At 61.1% G+C, this 22,810-nt stretch carries 21 protein-coding genes; 12 read left to right on the top strand and 9 right to left on the bottom strand.

Going from position 1 to position 22,810, the window contains the following annotated elements; all coding sequences use genetic code 11:
- Nucleotides 1–28 precede the first annotated feature (28 nt).
- The 7 genes from ASD64_RS15140 to pcaF are packed head-to-tail and all read left to right on the top strand — an operon-like array spanning nucleotide 29 to nucleotide 6,242.
- A complete protein-coding gene (locus ASD64_RS15140; RefSeq protein WP_056106453.1) occupies nucleotides 29–892 on the top strand; it encodes a branched-chain amino acid ABC transporter permease in 864 nt (287 codons plus the stop codon).
- Entirely contained in the window at nucleotides 892–1,896 is a 1,005-nt protein-coding gene (locus ASD64_RS15135) for a branched-chain amino acid ABC transporter permease (protein WP_056106451.1), read from the top strand. The genes ASD64_RS15140 and ASD64_RS15135 overlap by 1 nt, the downstream gene beginning before the upstream one ends.
- The gene (locus ASD64_RS15130; protein WP_056106449.1) at nucleotides 1,893–2,657 is read left to right on the top strand and encodes an ABC transporter ATP-binding protein; all 765 of its coding nucleotides are present in this window, start codon (nucleotides 1,893–1,895) and stop codon (nucleotides 2,655–2,657) included. The genes ASD64_RS15135 and ASD64_RS15130 overlap by 4 nt, the downstream gene beginning before the upstream one ends.
- Nucleotides 2,638–3,354 (top strand): ABC transporter ATP-binding protein, encoded by a 717-nt coding sequence (locus ASD64_RS15125; RefSeq protein WP_056106447.1) that lies wholly within the window; start codon nucleotides 2,638–2,640, stop codon nucleotides 3,352–3,354. The genes ASD64_RS15130 and ASD64_RS15125 overlap by 20 nt, the downstream gene beginning before the upstream one ends.
- A gap of 32 nt (nucleotides 3,355–3,386) precedes the next feature.
- Entirely contained in the window at nucleotides 3,387–4,244 is an 858-nt protein-coding gene (locus ASD64_RS15120) for a CoA transferase subunit A (protein ID WP_056106444.1), read from the top strand.
- On the top strand, nucleotides 4,241–5,044 hold the full coding sequence (locus ASD64_RS15115; RefSeq protein WP_056106442.1) for a CoA-transferase subunit beta: 804 nt from the start codon (nucleotides 4,241–4,243) through the stop codon (nucleotides 5,042–5,044). The genes ASD64_RS15120 and ASD64_RS15115 overlap by 4 nt, the downstream gene beginning before the upstream one ends.
- Nucleotides 5,037–6,242, top strand: coding sequence for a 3-oxoadipyl-CoA thiolase (gene pcaF, locus ASD64_RS15110; protein WP_056106440.1), 1,206 nt, complete (start codon nucleotides 5,037–5,039; stop codon nucleotides 6,240–6,242). Before ASD64_RS15115 ends, pcaF begins: the two co-directional genes overlap by 8 nt.
- A gap of 261 nt (nucleotides 6,243–6,503) precedes the next feature.
- Here pcaF and ASD64_RS15105 read toward each other — a convergent pair whose 3' ends face one another.
- The 9 genes from ASD64_RS15105 to ASD64_RS15065 form a co-directional block, all read right to left on the bottom strand.
- Entirely contained in the window at nucleotides 6,504–6,710 is a 207-nt protein-coding gene (locus tag ASD64_RS15105; RefSeq protein WP_056106635.1) for a hypothetical protein, read from the bottom strand.
- A gap of 302 nt (nucleotides 6,711–7,012) precedes the next feature.
- Nucleotides 7,013–8,245, bottom strand: a complete 1,233-nt coding sequence (locus ASD64_RS15100; RefSeq protein ID WP_056106438.1) for a phenylacetate--CoA ligase family protein — start codon at nucleotides 8,243–8,245, stop codon at nucleotides 7,013–7,015.
- A 50-nt stretch (nucleotides 8,246–8,295) separates the two neighbouring features.
- A complete protein-coding gene (locus tag ASD64_RS15095; protein WP_056106436.1) occupies nucleotides 8,296–9,132 on the bottom strand; it encodes an ABC transporter ATP-binding protein in 837 nt (278 codons plus the stop codon).
- A gap of 72 nt (nucleotides 9,133–9,204) precedes the next feature.
- Nucleotides 9,205–10,533 (bottom strand): ABC transporter substrate-binding protein, encoded by a 1,329-nt coding sequence (locus tag ASD64_RS15090; protein ID WP_056106434.1) that lies wholly within the window; start codon nucleotides 10,531–10,533, stop codon nucleotides 9,205–9,207.
- Nucleotides 10,534–10,574: 41 nt separating this feature from the next.
- On the bottom strand, nucleotides 10,575–11,651 hold the full coding sequence (locus tag ASD64_RS15085; protein ID WP_056106432.1) for a branched-chain amino acid ABC transporter permease: 1,077 nt from the start codon (nucleotides 11,649–11,651) through the stop codon (nucleotides 10,575–10,577).
- 4 nt (nucleotides 11,652–11,655) lie between these two features.
- Nucleotides 11,656–12,630: a branched-chain amino acid ABC transporter permease gene (locus tag ASD64_RS15080; protein ID WP_056106431.1), complete on the bottom strand. Its 975-nt coding sequence runs from the start codon at nucleotides 12,628–12,630 to the stop codon at nucleotides 11,656–11,658.
- Nucleotides 12,631–12,633: 3 nt separating this feature from the next.
- Nucleotides 12,634–13,413, bottom strand: a complete 780-nt coding sequence (locus ASD64_RS15075; RefSeq protein ID WP_056106429.1) for an ABC transporter ATP-binding protein — start codon at nucleotides 13,411–13,413, stop codon at nucleotides 12,634–12,636.
- The gene (locus ASD64_RS15070) at nucleotides 13,410–15,383 is read right to left on the bottom strand and encodes an AMP-binding protein (RefSeq protein ID WP_056106427.1); all 1,974 of its coding nucleotides are present in this window, start codon (nucleotides 15,381–15,383) and stop codon (nucleotides 13,410–13,412) included. The genes ASD64_RS15075 and ASD64_RS15070 overlap by 4 nt, the downstream gene beginning before the upstream one ends.
- A 183-nt stretch (nucleotides 15,384–15,566) precedes the next feature.
- Nucleotides 15,567–16,241, bottom strand: coding sequence for a Crp/Fnr family transcriptional regulator (locus ASD64_RS15065; RefSeq protein ID WP_056106425.1), 675 nt, complete (start codon nucleotides 16,239–16,241; stop codon nucleotides 15,567–15,569).
- A gap of 212 nt (nucleotides 16,242–16,453) precedes the next feature.
- Here ASD64_RS15065 and ASD64_RS15060 point away from each other — a divergent pair, with 212 nt between their 5' ends.
- The 5 genes from ASD64_RS15060 to nadE all read left to right on the top strand — a co-directional run bounded on the left by ASD64_RS15060 (nucleotide 16,454) and on the right by nadE (nucleotide 22,792).
- Complete coding sequence (locus tag ASD64_RS15060) at nucleotides 16,454–17,728, top strand: 4-aminobutyrate--2-oxoglutarate transaminase (RefSeq protein WP_056106423.1); 1,275 nt, start codon at nucleotides 16,454–16,456, stop codon at nucleotides 17,726–17,728.
- Nucleotides 17,729–18,011: 283 nt separating this feature from the next.
- On the top strand, nucleotides 18,012–19,949 hold the full coding sequence (gene asnB, locus ASD64_RS15055) for an asparagine synthase (glutamine-hydrolyzing) (protein ID WP_056106421.1): 1,938 nt from the start codon (nucleotides 18,012–18,014) through the stop codon (nucleotides 19,947–19,949).
- A 21-nt stretch (nucleotides 19,950–19,970) separates the two neighbouring features.
- Nucleotides 19,971–20,234, top strand: a complete 264-nt coding sequence (locus ASD64_RS15050) for an acyl carrier protein (RefSeq protein WP_056106419.1) — start codon at nucleotides 19,971–19,973, stop codon at nucleotides 20,232–20,234.
- Nucleotides 20,235–20,258: 24 nt separating this feature from the next.
- The gene (locus ASD64_RS15045; RefSeq protein ID WP_056106417.1) at nucleotides 20,259–21,800 is read left to right on the top strand and encodes a class I adenylate-forming enzyme family protein; all 1,542 of its coding nucleotides are present in this window, start codon (nucleotides 20,259–20,261) and stop codon (nucleotides 21,798–21,800) included.
- Nucleotides 21,797–22,792, top strand: a complete 996-nt coding sequence (gene nadE / locus ASD64_RS15040) for an NAD(+) synthase (RefSeq protein ID WP_056106415.1) — start codon at nucleotides 21,797–21,799, stop codon at nucleotides 22,790–22,792. The genes ASD64_RS15045 and nadE overlap by 4 nt, the downstream gene beginning before the upstream one ends.
- Nucleotides 22,793–22,810 lie beyond the last annotated feature (18 nt).

Raw genomic sequence — 22,810 nt, 5'->3', positions numbered from 1 at the left:
GCTCGCGGGCGCCTCGCTGGATAGAACTATGCAAACCGTTTTCAGTGTCGGGACCGATGCTCTTGCCTATGGCATGGTGCTGTTCGTCATCTCGATAGGCCTGTCGGTAACCATGGGCTTGATGCGCGTGGTCAATCTCGCACACGGCGCCTTTGCCATGATCGGCGGCTATATTGCCTCCTACGCCACCCAGATACTCGGTCTCGGCTATGGCGTGGCCATTCTGCTGGCGGTTGTCGGCACTATCCTCATCGCCATTCCGATCGAACGCTTTCTCTTCCGCCGCATCTATGGCGCTCCGGAATTGACGCAGGTGCTGATGACGATTGGATTGACCTTTTGCGTGATCGGCATTGCCAATTACGTTTTCGGCCCGACGCTCAAGACCATTCCGCTGCCTGAAACGCTGCGCGGGCCGGTCGATCTCGGCTTCCGCTCGATAGCTGCACACAAGCTGTTCGCCATCGCTTGCGGCATTGTGGTGGCTGGCGCCTTGTGGGTGCTCATCGACAAGACCAGCTTTGGCGTCAAGCTGCGTGCTTCGGTCGACAACGCAGCCATGGCCGCCTCGCTCGGCGTAAGGACCAAGATCGTCTATGCGGTCAGCTCTGCGGTCGCGGTTGGCCTGGCGGCTTTCGGGGGCATTGTCGGTGCTGAACTGTTGCCGATCGAGCCTTATTACGCCTTGCGTTATATGGTGACGTTCCTGGTGGTCGTCTCCGTGGGCGGAGCCGGCTCGATACCCGGCGCGCTGGTCGCCTGTCTGGTTCTTGGCGCCATCGACACGACCGGACGCTATCTTGTGCCGGAGTATGGTGAGTTCTTCTTCTATCTTGCGGTGATCGCGATCGTATGCGTCTTCCCGAACGGCATCCTCGGCAGGAGGAGCTGATGGCGATACAACGCGCCATAGCCGCTGAAGGCAAGGTGGACGCAGGCCCCAATTGGCTTCTGCGCGACCTGATGGGACTTGCCGCGGTCCTCGCGGTCGCCGGGATCGGCTATCTCCTGTTCCCCAACAATCTGGCACTTCTGACGCGCATCACCGCAATTGCCCTTCTCGTGCTTTCGCTCGATCTCGTCACCGGTTATTGCGGCATCGCCACATTGGGCCATGCCGCCCTGTTCGGATCCGGCGCCTACGCGGCGGGCATCGCAGCGGTCCATTTCGATATCACCGATCCGTTCGCCATGGCGGCAGTCGGCGCCGTGGGTGGTGCTGCAGCCGGGCTCCTCGCAGGTGCGATCATGCTGCGCGGTCGCGGGCTTGCGCAGTTGGTTCTCTCGATCGCCATCGTTTATCTGTTCCACGAAACCGCAAACAAGGCATCCAACTGGACCGGCGGCAGCGACGGTCTGGCGGGCATTTCGCCTGACCCGGTTTTCGGCATTTTCGGCTTCGACCTCTGGGGGCGGACGGCTTACGTCTTCGGCATCGCCATTCTGGCGGTGGTTTTCGTCTTGTTGCGCCTGCTTGTGCGCTCGCCTTTCGGCATGCTCTGCCGCGGTATCAGGGAGGACCCTGTCAGGGTCAGCGCCATGGGTGCTTCCGTCAATGGAACATTGCTGCGCATGTACGCAATTTCAGGTGCGGTGGCCGGTCTTGGGGGCGCGCTCAATGCAATCTCGACGCAGGTTGTCGGTCTCGACAGCTTGAGCTTTACCACTTCGGCCGAAGCGTTGGTCATGCTGGTTGTCGGAGGAACCGGCTCGCTCTTTGGCGCGCTGGTCGGAACCCTCACCTTCATGTGGTTCGAGGACTTCGTCTCGGCAATCAATCCGTTCCATTGGCTGACCATCATCGGGGCGCTGCTGATTGCCGTCGTGCTGTTCGCGCCAAACGGCCTTTACGGGACCGCCACGCAGCTTCTCCATCGCGTTTGGAACAAGCGATGAACGCCGTTTTCCAGGTGAACAACCTCAACAAATCCTTTGGCGGATTGACTGTCGCCAACGGCATTTCCCTGTCGATGGAACAAGGTGACAGGGTGGCCTTGATAGGACCCAACGGAGCGGGAAAGACGACCTTCATCAATCTTGTCACGGGTCATATGCCCCCGGATTCCGGGAGCGTTGCCCTTCGCGGCGCAGATATCACCCGGCTGGGACCGACCGCACGGGTGCGGAAAGGGCTGGTGCGTTCGTTTCAGGTCACGCGCCTTTTCTCGGACATGACGCCGGCAGAGCATGTGGCATTGGCAGTCCTGCAGCGAACAGGGCGCTCAGGCCGCGTCTTCGGCAATTTCGGCGCCATGCCGGATGTGATGGCTGAGGTGAGCGAGGGTTTGAAGGCACTCGGCATCGACCATATTGCCAATCACAAGGTGAGTGAAATTGCCTATGGCCAGCAGCGCCTTCTGGAAATCGCGCTGGCACTCGCACTGAAGCCGAATGTCTTGCTGCTCGACGAGCCTGCCGCTGGAGTGCCGCAGAGCGATACCTCCCGTATCGAAGAGGCCCTCGCCGGGCTGCCGGACGACCTCGCAGTCCTGATGATCGATCACGATATGGACCTTGTCTTCCGGTTTGCAAGGCGTGTGGTGGTGCTGGCCGCCGGCACGATAATTTTTGACGGCACGCCGCAGGATGTTGCCAAGGACGCGCGCGTGCGCGAGGCCTATTTGGGAAACTACGCCAATGCCCGCAGCTCCGTTTGAAGTCGCCGATCTCAGCGCCGGCTATGGGCAGACGCGTGTGCTGGAGAGTGTCACCTTCGCGGTTCCGGCCGGCGCACGTCTTGCCGTGCTCGGACGCAACGGCATGGGAAAAACCACGCTGTTTGCCACGATCGCCGGCCAGACCCGCCGATACGGCGGTACCATCCGCTTGGATGGCAAGGACCTGAGTGACCTCGAAAGCGCCTCGCGTGCTCGGGCCGGCCTTGGATATGTGCCGCAGGCGCGCTGCATTTTTCCATCGCTGTCGGTCGAGGAGAACCTCCAGGTCGGATTGAAGGACCGTGCGCGTTCGGCCATTGGCGAGGCCTATGATTTGTTCCCGCGCCTGAAGGAACGCCGCAACAATCTCGGTTCTCAGCTTTCAGGTGGCGAGCAGCAGATGCTGTCGACCGCGCGCAGCATTCTGGGCAAGCCGACAGTGCTCCTGTTGGACGAGCCTCTGGAGGGGCTTGCGCCAGTCATATGCGAAGAACTGATGGCGGCCTTTTCGAAACTCGCGGCTGCCGGCGACATGACGATTCTCCTTATCGAGCAGCGTATCCAGAGCGCGATCGATTTTGCTGATCGCGTCATAATCATGGAGCGCGGCCGGATAGCGTGGTCCGGAACGCCTGCCGAATTATCCGCCAATCCCGAAACGGTCGAAAAGCTGCTGGGCGTCGGCAGTCTGCATTGAGCCTGTTTCCGTTACCAAGAGAGAAAGCAAAAATGGCCAGGTTTCTTCCCCTGTCGCAAGCTGTTGCAGAAAACCTGCGAGATGGCGACGTGGCGGCCTTCGAAGGGTTCACCCATCTCATTCCCACCGCTGCTGCGCATGAGGCGATCCGCCAAGGCTTCAAGGATCTGACCCTGGTGCGGATGACCCCCGACATCGTCTATGACCAGATGATCGGCATGGGCATGGCGAAAAAAATTGTCTTTTCCTATGCGGGCAATCCGGGTGTCGGTCTTCTGCGACGTTTGCGCGATGCTGTCGAAAACGGCTTCCCGCACAAGGTCGAGATCGAGGAGCATAGCCATGCTGCAATGGCCAATGCCTATGAGGCGGGTGCTGCCGGCCTGCCTTGCGCGATCTTTCGTGGCTATCGCGGCGCCGGCCTTGCCGAGGTCAATCCCAATATCAAGTTCATCGAGTGTCCGTTTACCGGCGAGCGGCTCGCCGCCGTGCCGGCGGTAAGGCCCGATGTGACCTTCATCCATGCACAGAAGGCAAACCGCAAAGGCGATGTCCTGATCGAGGGCATTATAGGCATCCAGAAGGAAGCGGTGCTCGCAGCCAAACGCGCCGTCGTCACCGTGGAAGAAGTGGTCGAGAACTTCGACGATTTGCATCCGAACCTGACGGTTTTACCGAACTGGACTGTCAAGGCGATCTCGGTCGCACCCGGCGGGGCCCACCCATCCTATGCCCACGGCTACTATGTCCGCGACAACGCCTCCTATCTCGAATGGGACAGGATTTCGGCCGATCGGGATCGCTTCCGCGACTGGATGCAGGAAAACGTCATCGCAAGGACATCTGACGCCTTCGCGGCCCGTGTAGAGCATCTGAGGAGCGAGGCATGAGCGAACCCGGTTTCACCCCCAATGAAATGATGACCATCGCGGCGTCGCGCGCGCTCGGCAACGATGACGTCTGCTTCGTCGGCATCGGCGCCCCTTCCGCCGCCTGCAACGTGGCCCGGCTGACCCATGCGCCCGACATCACGCTCATCTACGAGAGCGGCACGATAGGAACCGCACCAAGCGTGCTGCCACTGTCGATTGGCGATGGCGAACTATGTGACACGGCAACCGCCACCGTCTCGGTGCCGGAGATGTTCCGTTACTGGTTGCAGGGCGGCCGTGTCTCGATAGGCTTTCTCGGAGCCGCACAGATCGACAGGTTCGGTAATATCAACACCACCGTTATCGGCGACTATGTCCACCCCAGGACACGCTTGCCGGGCGGTGGCGGGGCACCGGAGATCGCCACCTCATCCCAGGAAATCTTTATCACCATGGCTCAGTCGAAGCGCGGCATGGTCGAGAAGATTGACTTCTTCACTTCCTTTGGACATGGCGAAGGTGGAGATCATCGCCATCGCCTCGGGATCGAGACCAAAGGGCCTACCCTGCTGATAACCGACCTTGCCATATGGAAGCCCGATGCCGTGACCAAGGAGTTTACCGTCGTCTCGCTCCATGCCGGCGTAACGCGGGAGATGGTTCAGGAGACTTGCGGCTGGAAGGTCAAGTTTGCCGTCGCCTTGGAAGACACACCCGTGCCAACGGCGATGGAACTTCAAACACTACGCGATCTCAAGGCGCGCACCGACGCCGCGCACAAGGGCGCTTCTACCAGCAAAGGATCCATTGATGGCTGAGGCTTTCATCTGCGACTACGTCCGCACGCCGATAGGCCGCTTTGGTGGATCGCTGTCAGCCGTTCGTGCCGATGATCTTGCGGCCGTCCCGATGAAGGCCCTGATCGAGCGCAACCCGGGTGTAGACTGGGCGGCGGTCGATGACGTGATCTATGGCTGCGCAAACCAGGCCGGGGAAGACAACCGAAACGTCGCTCGCATGTCGTTGCTTCTGGCCGGCTTGCCGCAAGTGGTGTCTGGCTCCACCATAAACCGCCTTTGTGGCTCGGGCATGGATGCCATCATTTCGGCATCGCGCGCGATCAAGTCGGGCGAGGCCGAATTGCTGATCGCCGGCGGTGTGGAATCGATGAGCAGGGCGCCCTTCGTCATCCCCAAATCCGAGACCGCATTCTCGCGCCATGCTGAAATCCATGACACGACCATTGGCTGGCGTTTCGTCAATGCGTTGATGAAGAAGCAGTACGGCGTCGATTCCATGCCGGAGACAGCCGAGAACGTGGCTGAGGAGTTTTCAGTCATCAGGGCCGATCAGGATGCTTTCGCAGCGCGCAGCCAGAACAAGGCGGTCGCGGCACAGGAGAGTGGGCGCCTCGCCAGAGAGATTGTCCCGGTTGCGATCCCGCAGAGGAAAGGCGACCCGATCGTCGTTACTCGGGACGAGCATCCGCGCGCCGGTACAACGGTCGAGTCGCTGGCCAAACTGCCAACGCCGTTCCGCCAGGGTGGCACGGTAACGGCAGGCAATGCGTCGGGCGTCAACGATGGTGCTGCGGCGCTGATCGTCGCGTCTGAAACGGCTGCCGCGAAATACGGGCTTACACCGATTGCCCGCATTCTGGCTGGCGCGTCAGCCGGCGTTCCCCCTCGTATCATGGGGATCGGTCCGGTATCCGCGACGCGGAAGCTCTGTGCTCATCTCGGGATAGGTCCATCCGACTTCGATATCGTCGAACTCAACGAAGCATTCGCCTCTCAAGGCATTGCCGTGTTGCGTGAACTCGGCATCGCCGAGGATGCGGAGCACGTGAACCCTAACGGGGGTGCCATTGCACTGGGTCATCCGCTCGGCATGTCCGGCGCGCGTATTACCGGCACCGCCGCACTGGAGATGAAGGAGCGGGCTGGCAAACTCGCTCTTGCTACGATGTGCATCGGCGTTGGCCAAGGCATTGCCATTGCGCTCGCACGTCCGTGAGTTGAAACCAGAACCAAGTCAACGGCACTGAATTCTGGGTAGTGTCTAAGACACTACCGAATTCTGACGCTCTTATAGATGATTGCTCCGCGCTCGACCGACTGCCTCTGTCGTCTTGGCGCTGCCGTGCCGGGCGTGGTCAGATGGCGAATCTGTTGGCCCCGATTGGCAGACCCTCGGGCAGTCCAAAGCCCGAGGGAAGGACGGCCGGGGGCCGTACGAGATTTGCAACTGCGCAACCATTGCCCGTGCACAGGTTTCCTAAAGGCTGGCGTCGGCCAACTTGTTCAGAAGCTTGTGGCGATCCTCGGCGGATTTGAGGCGGATGGTCATAGCGGTGCTCTTTACCGGGACCTGAGGCGGAAGGCTGACTTCCACCTCTGGAGCATGCTCCGCAGCCCAGCGCTTGAAGCGAGGCAACTTGTTCGGGCCGTTGATGGGGAATGTGAAGCTGTACTTGAAGGTCATCTTGATCAATCCAAAATTGGGCGACCGCCATGCGTACGAGCGCGCGCAAATCAAAAGCGCAGCAGCTGAAACAGCAGGCGGCAGGCTCGTCTGATGTGGTGGATTCCTCTATCCTGGCGCCGCTCTTGCCCTCGCAGGTAGCAGCACCAGGCAGTCAGCCTGTTTGAAGGCTGCCCTTGCGGACGATGAAGATGGCAAAGGAAACTTTTCGCATGAAAGATGTCTCGGCCATATGACGGCGAATGTCAATTTTGACCGCCTTCGCACGACCCGGGTTGCTGCTGAAACTGTTCAGCGCAATTTCAGGAAATCGGCCGCTCGTCCGAGATCACCTTGCCGTCGTTCGGTAGGCTGCCCGCCGGCACGATTTCGATGGCGCCTTTCATCTTGGTCGAGGCAAGCAGGGCCGCTTCCAGAGCTGCCGAAAGCTCGCCGCCGGCCGAGGCCGCCTCGGCCCTTAGAACCATCGCGTCTTGCTCGGCTGTCCGGGTCACGACGAGGCGAAGGCGGCCAAGTTCAGGAAATTTCCTTGCAATCGCCGCTATCTGGGCAGGGTCGACGAACATGCCCTTGACCTTGGTGCGCTGGTCGGCACGTCCCAGCCAGCCCGCGAGGCGCAAATTGGTTCGACCGCAAGCGCTCGTTCCCGGCAGGACACGGGACAGGTCGCCGGTGCCGAAGCGCAACAAGGGATATTCCGCGTTGAGCCGCGTGACCACCACCTCGCCGACTTCGCCTTCGGCGAGCGCCTCGTTGGTGCCCGGGTGCACGATCTCGACGACCAGCCCTTCATTCACGACCAGCCCCGAGCGGGCCGGGGTCTCATAGGCGACCACGCCGAGTTCAGCGCTTGCATAGGCTTGGTACGCGTCGATGCCCTGGTGGGCAATTTCGTTCTGCAAGGAGGAGGGGAAGGCGGCACCGGACACGACGGCCCGCCTGAACGGATTGGCAATGTTCCCGGCAGCCATCCGGTCGAGCAGGATCTTCAGAAAATCCGGCGTCCCGACATAGCCGGAGGGCTTGAGTACGGCGATCGCTTCGACTTGCTGGTCGGTGTTGCCGACGCCGGCCGGGATGACGGCACAGCCGAGCGCATGGGCGCCGGATTCCATGATGTGCCCGCCGGGCGTCAGGTGGTAGCTGAATGCATTGTGGACGATATCGCCCGCGCGCATGCCTGCGGCAAAGAAGGCCCGCGCTGAGCCCCACCAATCTTTGCCATGGCCTTCCGGATCGAAGATCGGGCCGGGTGAAACGAGCAGCCGTTTCAGCGCACCGGCACCGACCGCCGTCAATCCGGCAAAGGGCGGATTTCCGGCTTGCAGCGAAAGCAGGTCGCTCTTGCGGATCACGGAGATTTTCTGCAGCGCGGCACGATCGCCAAGCGACTCGATCTCAACCCCTTTCAGTTGCTGCCGCAGCGCCGGCGCGCCGCTTTGTGCACCGTTGAGAAGCGTGCGCAACCTGGCGAACAATGCCGCCTCGCGGGCAGCCGGTTCCTGGATTTCTTCAGCGCTATAATGTCCGGACATCGGTCCTTGTAACCTCTACTGCCTTTGGAACAGCCGCCTCAGTGCGCCGCTCAACTCAGCCAGCGTTTGCGGCGCTTGTAGCTTTTGACGTCCCGGAAGGACTTGCGCCCTTCTCCCCCGATGCCAAGGTAGAATTCCTTGACGTCCTCGTTGTCGCGCAACGTGTCGGCTGCGCCGTCCATGACGATGCGCCCTGTTTCCAGAATGTAGCCGTAGGTGGCATATTTGAGCGCCATGTTGGTGTTCTGCTCAGCCACCAGAAACGACACGCCCTGCTTGCTGTTCAGGTCCTTCACGATCTCGAAAATCTCATCGACAACCTGAGGGGCAAGGCCCATCGAAGGCTCATCGAGCAGGATCATTTTCGGGCGGCTCATCATAGCCCGGCCGACCGCGCACATCTGCTGCTCGCCGCCGGATGTGTAGCCGGCCATCGACGAGCGTCTTTCCTTCAATCGCGGGAAATAATTATAGATCATCTCCAGATCGTCGCGGATCGCACGGTTGCCGTCGCGGCGCGTGAAGGCACCGGTGAGGAGGTTCTCCTCGATGGTCAGGTGGCCGAAGCAATGCCGCCCTTCCATGACCTGGATGCAGCCGCGCCGCACCAATTCGTTGGGGCTGAGGCGATCGACGCGTTCGCCGTCGAATTCGATCGACCCCTTGGTGACCTCGCCGCGTTCGGACTGCAGCAGATTGGAGATCGCCTTGAGCGTCGTCGTCTTGCCGGCACCGTTGCCGCCGAGGATGGCGACGATACCGCCTTGCGGAACGGTCAGCGAGACGCCCTTCAACACCAGGATCACGTGATCGTAGATCACTTCGATGTTGTTGATCGAAAGGACCGGCCGAGCTGGTTCTACCGCTTGGGAAGCAAGGTCAGACATTGGCGGGACTCCGGAGCAAAGTCCCTTCCCCGAAACCGGGGAAGGGTAGGGTTACTAGAAAGGCCGCGTGCCTCAAGAGGCGTCGCAGGCTTCCGAGCGCGTCGGCCAAGGCGCGTTCTTTTCCGCATAGGCCTTGGCGTCGGCGTCGAGCAGCGGGCCGACCTTGTCGTTCATCGGCGTGATGTAGTCCGACACCTTTTCATATGCCTCGCCGTTCCAGCTCTGAACGAAGGTCGAGAAGTGGCCGTTGTGGTCGGCGCAAGTAAGCTTGACCGGACCGGTGAAGCCTTCCAGGCCCATTTCCTTCAGCCGCGCCTCGTCGACATTGAGGCTTTCGAGACCGCGCCGCACGTCCTCGCCGGTGACCACCTTGTTACCAGTGATCTGCTGGGCGGTGCGGATGGCCTCGGCAATCAGCATCGAGTTGTAGACGCCGCGGTTGTAGAGAACCTGGCCCACCTTGCTCTTGTCCGAGACCTGGCTCTTGCCGGCATCGACGACATATTTCTGGATGTCGGCGATAAGCGGGAAGTCGGCGCCCACGGCGTGCCAGTTGAGCGTCTTGAAGCCCTTGGCGCCGTCGCCGCCGCCCTTGGCATCATCCTCGCTCGGCCACCAGATCGAGATGAACTTGTCCATCGGGTAATTGGTTTTCACGGCTTCCTTGACGGCGGTGGAGTTCAGCGCGCCCCAGCCATAGAGGATCATGTAGTCCGGCCGGTCGCGGCGCACGCTCAGCCATTGCGATGACTGGTTCTGCATGTCGGCGGCGGCCACCGGGTAGAGCTTGGCCTCAAAGTCGAGTTCCTTGGACAATTGTTCGATCAGAGGCAGTGGTTCGCGCCCGAAGCTGGCGTCGAGGTAGATGTAGCCGATCTTCTTGCCCTGCAGCTTTTCAATGCCGCCGCCTTCCTGCTCGGCGATGTATTTCAGGATTTGCGTGAAACCGTCCCAGTAGGTTGCCGGTGGATTGAAGATCCAGGGGAAAATATCTCCCTTGGCCGATGCCGACAGGCCATAGGCCATGGAAAGAACCGGAATCTTGTCGACGGCAGCCTTCGGAATCAGCGGCAAGGTGATGCCGGTCGACCACGGATTGACCATGACGGGCTTCTTGGGCTTCACCGCCTCGTAGCACTCCAGACCCTTCTTGGTATCGTAGCCGGTCTCGCACTCTTCGACCACAAGCTTGACACCACCGATACCGCCGTCGCGTTCGTTGAGCATGGTGAGATAGTCGTGCATTCCGTTGGCGATCTGCGTGCCCGACCCGGCAAAAGGCCCGGTGCGGTAAGTAAACAGCGGCACGTAGATCGAGTCGTCGGCTTGCGCGCTATCGATCGCCGGCATGGCCAGCATCGATGCCGCAGAAAGTGCGAGCACCCAGTTTCTAATAGACATGTCGTTCTCCTCCTGTTTTCGTTCCCGTCAAGCGCCCGGCCCTAATAGGGGAAGGGCCACACGCGAAGCTTCTGTTTCGCGATCTGCCATAGTCGGGCCAGCCCGTGCGGCTCGACGATAAGGAAAAATATGATCAGCCCCCCGACGATCAGGAATGTCAGGTGCTCCACGGTGGCGGCGCCTATCGGCAGGCCGAGCGATTCGGGCAGCGCACGGATGAAGATCGGCATGATGTGGATCAGGGCGGCACCCATGAAGCTGCCGATCAGCGAGCCGAGCCCCCCGATGATGACCATGAACAGAAGCACGAAGGACAGCCGGATATCGAAGGCTGACGGCTCGGCTGCCCCGAGCCACAGAAACACCATCAAGGCGCCCGCGACGCCGCAGTAGAAGGACGATACGGCGAAGGCGAGCAACTTGGCGGGCAAAAGCCGGATGCCCATCAGCTGCGCCGCGATGTCCATGTCGCGAACGGCCATCCATGTGCGGCCGATCCGGCCATGGACGATGTTGGACGCTATCAGCGTCATCACGACAACGATGATGAGGACGACCAGATAGCGGGTGACGGGCGTCGCCGAGGGGCCGGTGATGGCGATGCCGAACAGCGACCTTGCCGGCACCTCGATGGCGCCGGACGGGTTGTCGTTGTAGAGCCAACTCACGCGCACAAAGCACCATTGCAGGAAGAACTGCGCAGCAAGTGTCGCGACGGCAAGATAAAAGCCCTTGATGCGTAGCGACGGCAGGCCGAACAGGGCGCCGATGCCGGCGGCGAAGAAACCCGAGCAAAGGATCCAGACCAGAATGTGGACCTGCGGAAAGATGGTCGAAAGCTTGTAGGCCGCATAGGCGCCGACGCCCATGAAGCCTGCCGTGCCAAGCGACAGCAGGCCGGTATAGCCGACCAGTATGTTCAGGCCGATCGCAGCCAGCGAAAGGATCAGGAACGGGATCATCACCGAGGCAAGCAGGAACTCGTTGCCGAACAGCGGAATGCCGACAAAGGCGATGGCCAGGATGATCGCCAGCCCGTAGCGGTCCTGCAGGATAGGGAACACCGCTGAATCGGCGGCATAGTCCTGCTTGAACTGACCCGTCTCGCGATAGAACATCTTGTCAGATCCGTTCGATTATCTTGTCGCCGAACAGGCCTTGCGGCCGGTACAGCAAAAACACGAGAGCGATGACATAGGCGAGCCAGCTTTCGATGCCGCCGCCCAGCAACGGCCCCCAGTAGAACTCGCCAAGCTTTTCGCCGACCCCGATGATGAGGCCGCCGACGATGGCGCCGGGCACCGAGGTGAAGCCGCCGAGCACCAGAACCGGCAGCGCCTTGAGCGCCACGATCTCGAGCGCGAAGGAAACGTCCGAACGCGCGCCCCACATGATGCCCGTCACCAGCGCGACGAGGCCGGCGGCGAACCAGACGATGACCCATATCTGATTGAGCGAAATGCCGACCGAAAGGGCGGCCTTGTGGCTGTCGGCGACCGCGCGAAGCGCCCTGCCGATGCGGGTCTTCTGGAAGAAGACGGCCAGGCCCGCGATCATGACCGAGGCGATGACGGCTGCAGCGATATCGAGTTTCTGGAAGCTGACGCGTCCTCCCAGCATCTCCACGTCGAAGGCGCCGCTGGGCAGGAAAAGTTCGCTGGCGATCATCTGCTTGGGATCGCCGCCGAACACCATTTCGCCGAAGCCGATCAGCACATAGGTGATGCCGAACGTCGCCATGAACAGGATGATGTCCGGCTGGTTGACCAGCGGACGCAGCACCACGCGCTCCACCAGCACGGCCAGCACGAACATGACGGCGGCAGCCAGGATGAGCGCGACAAACGCTGCAACCGGACCGGAAAAACCCCACGATGCGAACTTCTCATAAGAACCGACAAGCGTCAGGGCGGAAAACACCACCATAATGCCTTGGGCGAAATTGAAGACGCCTGAAGCCTTGAATATCAGCACGAAGCCAAGCGCGATCAGCGCGTAAAGCACTCCCGAAACCAGACCTTCCCACAAGGTCTGCACCAGAAGGTCGGGCATTTGCACCATCTGGACGAAGGGGTCGATGAAGATGTTGTAAAGCATCGCCTAGTGTCCCACGCCCAGATAGGCTTCGATGACCTTGGGGTCCGACTTGATCTTTTCGGGCGTGCCGTCGGCGATCTTGTGTCCGTATTCGAGGACGACCACCCGGTCGGAGAGGTCCATCACCACGCCCATGTCATGTTCGATCAGGGCGATGGTGGTGCCGAAATGCCGGTTGAGGTCGAGGATGTAGCGGCACATGTCCTCCTTTTCCTCGATATTCATGCCGGCCATCGGCTCGTCGAGCAGCAGAAGTTCCGGCTCCATCGCCAGAGCCCGGCCGAGTTCCACCCGCTTTTGCAGGCCGTACGGCAGTTTGCCGACCGGCGTCTTGCGGATCGATTCGATCTGTAGGAAGTCGATGATGTCTTCGACCACGCGCCGGTGCTCGATCTCTTCGCGCATGGCCGGTCCGTAGCGCAGCATCTGCCAGAACAGGCCGCTATGCATCTTCAGCGTGCGGCCAACCATGATGTTGTCCAGCGTGGTCATGCCCCGAAACAGCGCCACATTCTGGAACGTGCGGGCAATGCCCTGGCTTGCCGCCTGGTAGGGGCGCATGCGCGAGCGCGTGTTGCCCTTGTAGGTGATGCGGCCTTGCTGTGGATGGTAGAAGCCGTTGACCACGTTGAGCATCGAGGTCTTGCCGGCGCCGTTGGGGCCGATGATGGCGCGGATTTCACCCTTGCGGATATCGAAGGACACATCGGTGATTGCCTTCACGCCGCCGAATGCAAGCGACACGCCGTCGACGGCGAGCAAGGGTTCGCCCGGTGCGTTCACGCGGCTGCCTCCAGGGTGGTGAGGTTCTGGACCTGAGCGTCGGCGATGCGCACCCGAGCCGAGAGAATGCCCTTTCGGCCATCTTCGAAGGTGACTTCGGTGGAGATGTCGGCGGCATCGGAGCCGTTATAGAGTGCATCGACCAATGGCTTGTAGCGTTCGGCTATGAAGCCGCGCCGCACCTTTTGCGTGCGGGTCATCTCGCCGTCGTCGGCGTCGAGTTCCTTGTGCAGGATCAGGAAGCGTCGCACTTGTGCGGCAGCCATGCGCGGTTCGGTGGCGAGCGACCGGTTCACTTCGGCGATGTGATCGGCAAACATGGCGTAGACTTCGGGCCGCTGCGCCAGTTCCTGATAGGAGGCATAGGCAATGTTGTTGCGCTCGGCCCAGTTGCCCACCGCCGTCAGGTCGATGTTGAGCATGCAGGCGACGAAGTCCTGCCCCTGCCCGTAGGCCACCGCCTCCTTGATGTTGGGATAGAACTTCAATTTGTTCTCGATGTATTTCGGCGCGAACAGGGCGCCCGAGCGCAGCTTTCCGACATCCTTGGCGCGATCAATGATGTTGAGATGGCCTTCGCTGTCGAAGAAGCCGGCATCGCCCGTCTTCACGTAGCCGTCCTGCGTGACGGTCTCGACCGTGCGCTCGTCATCCTTGTAGTAGCCGACGAACTGGCCCGGTGAACGGTAGAGGACCTCGCCATCGTCCGCGATGCGGATGTCGACATTGGGTGTTGCGGGCCCGACCGTGCCGGCGCGAATCTGGCCGTCCGGCTGCGAGGTTACATACAGGAATGCCTCTGTCTGACCGTAGAGTTGCTTCAGGTTCAGGCCGAGAGACCGGTAGAACGAAAACAGGTCCGGCCCGATGGCTTCGCCGGCAGTATAGGCGACGCGGATGCGCGAGAAGCCGAGCACGTTCTTCAGCGGCGCATAGACGAAGAGATTGCCGAGCGCGTAGTTGAGCCGCGCGGCAAGCGGCACCTTTTCGCGATTGAGTATCTTTTCGCCCCAGCGCCGCGCCACGCCGATGAAATGGTTGAACATGCGCCGCTTGAGCGCGCCGGCATCCTCCATGCGGATGGTGATGCGCGTAAGCAGCGCTTCGAAGATGCGCGGCGGGGCGAAATAGAAGGTCGGCCCGATTTCCTGCAAATCGGACTCAGCGGTTTCCCGACTTTCCGGGCAGGCCACGCAAAAGCCTGCGACCATGGCGTGGGCGTAGTTGAGATAATGGTCACCCACCCATGCCAGCGGCAGGTAGGCAAGCACTTCGTCACGATCGGTCAGCTTGTCGAATTCGACGGTATCGCGCGCCGCGTCGATGGAGCGGCCGGCAGAAAACAGCACCCCCTTGGAACGCCCCGTCGTGCCGGACGTGTAGAGGATGATCGAGATGTCGTCGGCCTCGCCACGGTCTTTCTCCGCGTCGATGGCGGCTGCCGCGGCTGGGTCCGAGGCAAGCTGTGCGCGGCCTTTTTCTATGATGGCGCTGACCTCATGCAGACGGCTGTGGTCGTAGTCGCGCAAACCACGCGGCTCGTCGTAGAGGACGACCTTCAGATTGGGAATCTGATCCTGGATCGTGATGAGCTTGTCGACCTGTTCCTGGTCCTGGACCACTGCAAAGCCTACATCGGCATGGGCGAGTACGTAGGCCATCTCGTCGGCAACAGCATCCGCATAGACCGGAACCGGGATGGCGCCGAGCCATTGCGCCGCAAGGATCGTCCAGTACATCGCCGGCCGGTTTTCGCCGATGACGGCGATTGTGGCGCCACGCTCCAGGCCAAGCTGGCGCAGTCCGGCCGCAAAGGCTCGGATGGTCTCGGCCATCTCACTCCAGGTCCAGGTTCGCCAGATGCCCAAATCCTTGTGGCGCATCGCGGGCCGAGCAGGCCTGACACGAGCATGCCCGCACAAAAGCTTGGCGAACGTATCGAGCCGTGGCGTCTCACTCCCTTGTGCCAAGGCGCGCCTCCCATGTGTTCCTTGCCGCCAGTGTCGTCCCGGCTGTTGGCCAAAACTTGCAAGCTGGACCTGGTTTTTCAACCTCTGCCTTGACAGACTCCGGAGCCTTGTCCGATATAGGCTATCGGAGTCCGCCTTCCCTCGACAATCCAACTTTCGTTGCCGACCCTGGCGGGGCGTGCCCTATTCGCCGTAGCGCCTGAGCTTTTCCAGATCGAGGATCGTTACGCCGCCGCCTTCGCTGCGCAAGAGGCCGGCCCTCTCCAGTTCCTGCAGTGTGCGGTTGGCGACTGGCCTCGAAACGCCTGCAAGCAGCCCGATTTCTTCCTGGCTGATGTCGAGGTGCTTGCCGACGAACGGACTGATGACAGGATTGAACAAGGAGGCCAGGTTGCGCGCCACCTTTCCGGTCGAATCGAGTGTGCGGTCGTACTCCACCAGCGCGATGAACTGGCCGAGCCTTTCGTTGAACAGGCGCACCAGCAGGCGGTTGAAGGCCACGCTGTTGTCGTAGAGCCACAAGAAGGTCGACCGGTTCAGCAAGGCGACCTGGGTGCGGCGCAGCGCAATCACATCATATTGTCGCGGCTCGTCCTTGAGCAGTGAACCTTCTCCGAACCAGCAGCTTGGCGGCAGGCCCGCATAGGTCACGGCCTTGCCGGAAATGGTGATCGACCCCAGCTTGAGCAGCCCGCTGACAACGCCGATCCAGTTGTCGACGCGGTCGCCGCGATGAATGAGGGAAGCGCCGGCGTCCAGGTTGCGCAATGAAATGCCGCGGCGCGCACGCTCCTGCTCGTCGTGAGGCAGTTCCTGAGCCCAGAAAGTCGACGTCAGAAATTGCTCCTGGCTTATCACGCGCGCTCCTGCCGGTTCACGGACATGATGTGCGCACCGTGCTGTCGACGCAATAGGCTCCCGCTTCCGCAGCAAGGATCAGAAGCGCCCGTCGCAACCGTTGGACAGGCCCAACGGCCGGCCAGCGGTGCCGACTTGTGGAAAGTATGTGATAGGGTCAGAAGATAGATCGACATCGTCTGCTCACAATAGCCGTTCCACCGGAGGCATCCATGACCAATTCGACTATCTCTGCCCGCAAGAATGCATCCATTTCGCGCGGCGTCGGCATGACGACGCAGATTTATGCCGACCGCGCCGAGAACTCGGAGATCTGGGACGTCGAGGGCAATCGCTACATCGATTTCTCGTCGGGGATCGCGGTGCTGAACACCGGTCATCGCCACCCCAAGGTGATGGAAGCCGTCAAGGCGCAACTCGACCGCTTCACCCATACCTGCCACCAGGTGGTTCCCTACGAGAGTTACGTTCATCTTGCCGAGCGTCTGAACGGCCTGCTGCCCGGAAAGTTCGACAAGAAGACGATTTTTGTCACCACCGGCGCCGAAGCCGTGGAGAACGCTGTCAAGATCGCCCGCAACGCCACCGGCCGCCAGGCGGTCATCGCCTTTGCCGGCGGCTTCCACGGGCGCACCTTCATGGGCATGGCCCTGACCGGCAAGGTCGTGCCCTACAAGGCTGGCTTCGGCGCGATGCCGGGCGATGTGTTCCACTTGCCGTTCCCGGTCGAACTGCACGGTGTGTCGGTGGCGGATTCGCTGGCTGCGCTCGATCGTCTGTTCAAGGCCGATGTCGATCCGGCCCGCGTTGCCGCCATCATCATCGAGCCGGTTCAGGGCGAGGGCGGCTTCTACGAAGCGCCGCGTGAACTCATGAGTGCGCTGCGCAAGGTTTGCGACCAGCACGGAATCCTGCTCATCGCCGACGAGGTACAGACGGGCTTTGCCCGCACCGGCAAGATGTTTGCGATGGACCATCACGAAGTGGCTCCCGATCTCACCACCATGGCCAAGAGCCTTGCCGGCGGCTTCCCGCTGTCGGCGGTGACAGGGCGCGCTGAAGTGATGGACGCGCCAGGCCCGGGCGGGCTTGGCGGCACCTATGGCGGCAACCCGTTGGGCATTGCCGCCGCCCATGCCGTGCTCGACGTGATCGAGGAAGAGAAGCTTTGCGACCGCGCCAATATGCTGGGCAACCGGCTGAAGCAGCGGCTGGAATCCTTGCGTGGCGATGTTCCAGAGATTGCCGACATCCGCGGCCCCGGCTTCATGAACGCCATTGAGTTCAGCGATGCAAAGAAGAAGCTGCCATCGGCCGACTTCGCCAATGCGGTGCGGCTGAAGGCGCTCGACAAGGGGTTGATCCTGCTGACCTGCGGCGTCTACGGCAATGTCGTTCGTTTCCTTGCCCCGATCACCATCCAGGACAACGTCATGACGGAAGCACTCGACAAGCTGGAAGCCTCGATCAGGGAAGCAAGGGCCTGACATGGTGCGGTTCATGGTTGGATAGAAGCATTCTACCGGCGATATTTTGGAACACGGGCGAGACGAATGCCGAAGGATTTGGCCTAAACCGGTCCGGTCCTTCGGGTTCCTGGTGCGTTCTACCTGGCCATGAAACGCTTTGGTTGTTCAGCCCCGGCATTCGGTAGATTGGTCACCTCGACCAACCGTTCGTTTACCATAGGTGCAGCGAAACCGAACGGGTAACGCATGGTTGTGCCTTGCCCCTTATGCTTGGCTCGATCTTTCAATGTGAAATCGAACTATGTGCGGATTTGCTGGTTATGTCGGCCAGGTGCATGACGCGGACACGCTGCTGAAGCAGATGACCGACGCGATCGCACATCGCGGTCCGGACGCACAGGGCAAGTTCGTGGCATCCGGCGCCGGACTTGGACATGCCCGGCTTTCTATCGTCGGCCTCGACGACGGCCAGCAGCCGATGTCTGACGAAACCGGACAACTGACGATCGCCTTCAACGGTGAAATCTTCAATTACGTCGAATTGCGCGAGGAGCTACGCAGCAGGGGGCGTCGCTTCCGTACGTCGAGCGATACCGAAGTCATCCTGCATCTCTACGACCAGATGGGCGAAGAGTGTTTGTCTCTGCTCAACGGCGACTTCGCCTTCGCCTTATGGGACCAACGACGCCGGCGCATGGTACTCGCCCGCGACAGGATGGGCGTGCGTCCCCTCTTTCACACCAGCAAGGACGGGACGTTCTATTTCGCCTCGGAAATCAAAGCGCTGCTGAAGATTCCGGGTATCTCGGCGAAAATCGATCCTTTGGCGCTCGACCAGATTTTCACGTTGTGGGCGCCCATCGCCCCGCGCACGGCTTTCAGCGATATCCACGAATTGGAACCGGCCAGCGTGATGATCGTCGAGCAAGGCCGGGTGACGGTGAAGCCCTATTGGCAACTCGCTTTTCCGCACCGGGACACGCCGTCGAAGATAGTGAACGAAGTCGAGGTGGCGGAGGAACTGCGCGCGCTTCTGACCGACGCCGTCAGATTGCGCATGCGTGCCGATGTGCCAGTCGGGTCATATCTTTCGGGGGGGCTCGATTCGTCCCTGGTCTCGGCACTCGCCGCTGGCATGGCACCCCAGGGCCTCAAGACGTTCTCCGTGACGTTCGACAGCGCCGAGCATGACGAAAGCGCCTATCAGCATGAGATGGCGTCAGCGCTCGGCACCCAACACCGGGCGATCGCCTGCCGTGAAGGCGATATCGCGCGCGTCTTTCCACAGGTGATCCGTTCCACCGAGAGGCCAATCATCCGCACCGCCCCTGCACCTCTCTACCAACTGTCCGGTCTTGTCCGCGACGCCGGCCTGAAGGTGGTGCTGACCGGCGAAGGGGCCGACGAAGTGTTTGCCGGCTACGATGTGTTCAAGGAGGCGCGCGTGCGCCGCTTCTGCGCGCGACAGCCAACCTCTCGCATCAGGCCGCACCTGTTCCGCAAGCTCTATCCCTACCTGCCCGGCCTGCGGCAGCAATCGGTCGAGTATCTCGCCGCCTTTTTCGGGGCAGGCGATGCCCTGCCGAATGACCCCTTGTTTTCGCACCGGCCACGCTTCAAGACGACGGCCGCGACCAAGATCTTTTTCTCGGGCGAGTTGCGCGAGACGCTGAAGGGTTACGATGCGGCCGATGATCTGGTTAGCCGACTGCCCGATGCATTCAGCCGATGGCACCCTCTCAACCAGGCCCAATATCTGGAGAGCCGTTTCCTGCTGCCGGGCTACATTCTTTCCAGCCAGGGTGATCGCATGGCGATGGCGCACGGCATCGAGGGCCGCTTCCCCTTTCTCGATCATCGGTTGGTCGAATTCGCGGCGCGGCTGCCGCCCGAAATGAAGCTGAAAGGGCTGGTGGAGAAGTACATATTGCGCAAGGCGGCGACAGACCTGCTTCCTCGGAGCATCCGGGAGCGTACCAAGCAGCCCTATCGCGCCCCGGACAGCCAGGCATTTACCGGCAAGGGCGACCTCGATTACGTGCAACAATGCCTGAGCGCGGAAAGCATTGCCGCCGACGGCCTGTTCAACGCCAAGGCTGTGGCGAAACTCCAACAGAAGTGCCGCACGCAACCAGCATCTGGCTTCCGCGACAATGCGGCATTTGTCGGCATTTTATCAACACAGCTTTGGCACAAGAACTTTATCCAACAGGGTAACCGAACAGAGCAGGCAGCCTGAGATAAGAGGGAAGGGAAACGCATGGCCGAAACGACCAAGGACAAGGTTCGCAGCTTCATCATCGAGAATTTTTTGTTCGGCGATACCTCATACGACCTGGCGGAAAACGCCTCACTGATCGAGAACGACATCATCGACTCGACAGCCGTGCTGGAGTTGGTGGCCTTCATCGAAGATAGTTTCGACATCACCATGAGCGATTCCGACATCGTTCCGGCCAATCTGGACTCGGTTGCCCGCATCTCGGCCTTCATCGGCTCCCGAACCGGAACGGTCGCGGCGTAAGCCTGCGTTGGCGAGGCACTTCCGTTGCGTGTCGAGCAATTTCTGACAGCCAACGCTTCGAGCCATCCGGAAAAGACGGCGCTGGTCACCGACCGCAGACGGCTGTCCTACGCGGAACTGGATGACCTCTCCGGCCGTCTTGCCACTGCGCTTGCCAGCAATGGCGTGAAGCGCAACGACCGCGTGCTGATCTTCATGGACAATTGCTGGGAAGCGGCGGTCTCGATCTTCGCCGCTATGAAGGCAGGCGCTACCTTCAGCCCGATCAACGCCTCGACCAAGGCCGACAAACTCGCTTACATCCGTGCGGACTGCGAAGCCGCAGCCATCCTGACACAGGCGAAGCTGATGCCCGTGGTCACCGAGGCAGTTGGCGAAAGTGCCGGTATCTTCCTTGCGTCCACGGCAGGGACTGCTGGAGAGTGTCCGCCCGGCGCAATTTCCTTCACGGATTGCCTGTTGAATGAGGCTCGCCAGGTTGACCATCGCGGCATCGACGTTGATCTCGCCATGCTGATCTACACGTCGGGTTCGACCGGCAGGCCGAAGGGCGTGATGATGTCTCACCGCAACTGCGATGCGGCGTCGGACTCCATCACCACCTATCTGAACAACACGCGTGACGACGTCATTCTCAACGTGCTGCCGCTCGCCTTCGATTACGGCCTTTACCAGTTGCTGATGGCGATAAGGCTGGGCGCCACACTGGTCTTGGAGAAGTCCTTCGCATTTCCGCAAGCGATCTTCGATCGCATCCGGCAAGAAGGTGTGAGCGGCCTGCCGCTGGTGCCGACGATGGCGGCCATGATATTGCAGATGCGGGACCTCAAGCCGGGGTCCCTGCCCAGCCTGCGCTACATCACCAATACCGCGGCTGCCTTGCCGGTTGCCCACATAGAGCGCTTGCGGACGCTTTTCCCCGGCGTCCAACTCTACTCCATGTATGGCTTGACCGAGTGCAAGCGCTGCACCTATCTGCCGCCGGAACAACTGGAGCGGCGGCCGGGATCGGTCGGCGTCGCCATTCCCAACACCGAAGCCTTCGTCGTCGATGAAGACGGCAGCCGTGTTGCGCCCGGTGTCGCAGGGGAACTGGTCATTCGCGGGCCGCATGTGATGCAAGGCTATTGGCGCAACGTTACTGCAACGCAGCAGATGCTGCGCCCCGGCCCCAACCCTTGGGAAAAAGTTCTCTATACAGGCGACCTGTTCAAGGCCGACGAGGACGGCTTCCTCTATTTCGTCGGGCGCAAGGACGACATCATCAAGACGCGAGGGGAAAAGGTCGCGCCGAAGGAAGTGGAGGCCGTGCTCCATAACCATCCCGGCATTGCGGAAGCGGTAGTCGTCGGACTGCCTGACCCTGTGCTCGGGCAAGCGGTCGGAGCCCTTGTCGTAGCCAGCGATCCAACGCTGAGCGAAAAGGACGTCATCCGTCATTGCGCTCGCCATCTTGAGGATTTCATGGTGCCCAAGTCCGTAGAGTTCCGCACGGAACTGCCGAAGACGGACACGGGCAAGATCAGCCGCCGCCTGGCAGCCGAGTCGGTGGAGACCTTAAAATGACGATCTCTCCGCTGCACGACCTGTCGAAGCTGCTGGAGATCGACGCGGAAGCGGAAATCGACCGGATTGCGACTGAATTGCGCGGGCAGTTGCGTCGGATGCGCAAGCGTGGCCTCGTGCTCGGCCTCTCGGGCGGCATCGATTCAAGTGTGTCGCTTGCCTTGGCCGTGCGCGCGGTCGGCGCCAGGAACGTGTTTTGCATCTTCATGCCGGAAGACGATTCCGACCCGGAAAGCCTGCGGCTGGGCCGGCTTGTCGCCGAAGCATTCGGCGTCGAGGCGACCGTCGAGGATATCGGCCCGACCCTCAGCGCCATGGGCTGCTACGAACGCCGCGACGCGTTCATCCGCGAACTCGTGCCGGACTACGGCGTGGGTTGGGCATCCAAGATCGTCATAGCCAACGCCCTCGAAGGCGAGGGCTACAATATCTCATCCCTCGTCGTTCAGGACCCTCATGGGCAACAGACCAGATTGCGAATGCCGCCTGCGGTCTATCTTGGCATTGTCGCCGCCACCAATATGAAGCAGCGTACACGCAAGCAGATCGAATATTTCCACGCCGACCGCCTCAACTTCGCCGTCGTCGGCACGCCCAACAGGCTGGAATACGACCAGGGGTTCTTCGTCAAAAACGGAGATGGTGCAGCCGACGTCAAGCCGATCGCCCACCTCTATAAGACGCAGGTCTATGCGCTGGCCGCACATCTTGGCATTCCTGAGGAAATCAGGCGGCGCCCGCCCACCACCGACACGTACTCTCTCGCCCAGACGCAGGAGGAGTTCTACTTCTCTCTGTCCTATGACCGCATGGACCTGTGCCTCTGCGGCCTCAATAAGGGGATTGCGCCGGAGATCGTCGGGCAGGCCGTGGGGTTGACCGCTGCGCAGGTCGAGCGCGTGTGGGCCGACATTGCCGCCAAACGCAAGGCAACACGCTATCTGCACCTTGGCCCGCAACTGGTTTCGAAGGTCGAGGAAATCAGCGCCTGATCGACCGGCTCAACGTCC

The organism is Mesorhizobium sp. Root157, from assembly GCF_001427385.1.
Lineage (GTDB): Bacteria > Pseudomonadota > Alphaproteobacteria > Rhizobiales > Rhizobiaceae > Mesorhizobium.
The sequence above is the reverse complement of the archived record's forward strand: the minus strand, read 5'-3'. Positions and strand labels throughout refer to the sequence as shown.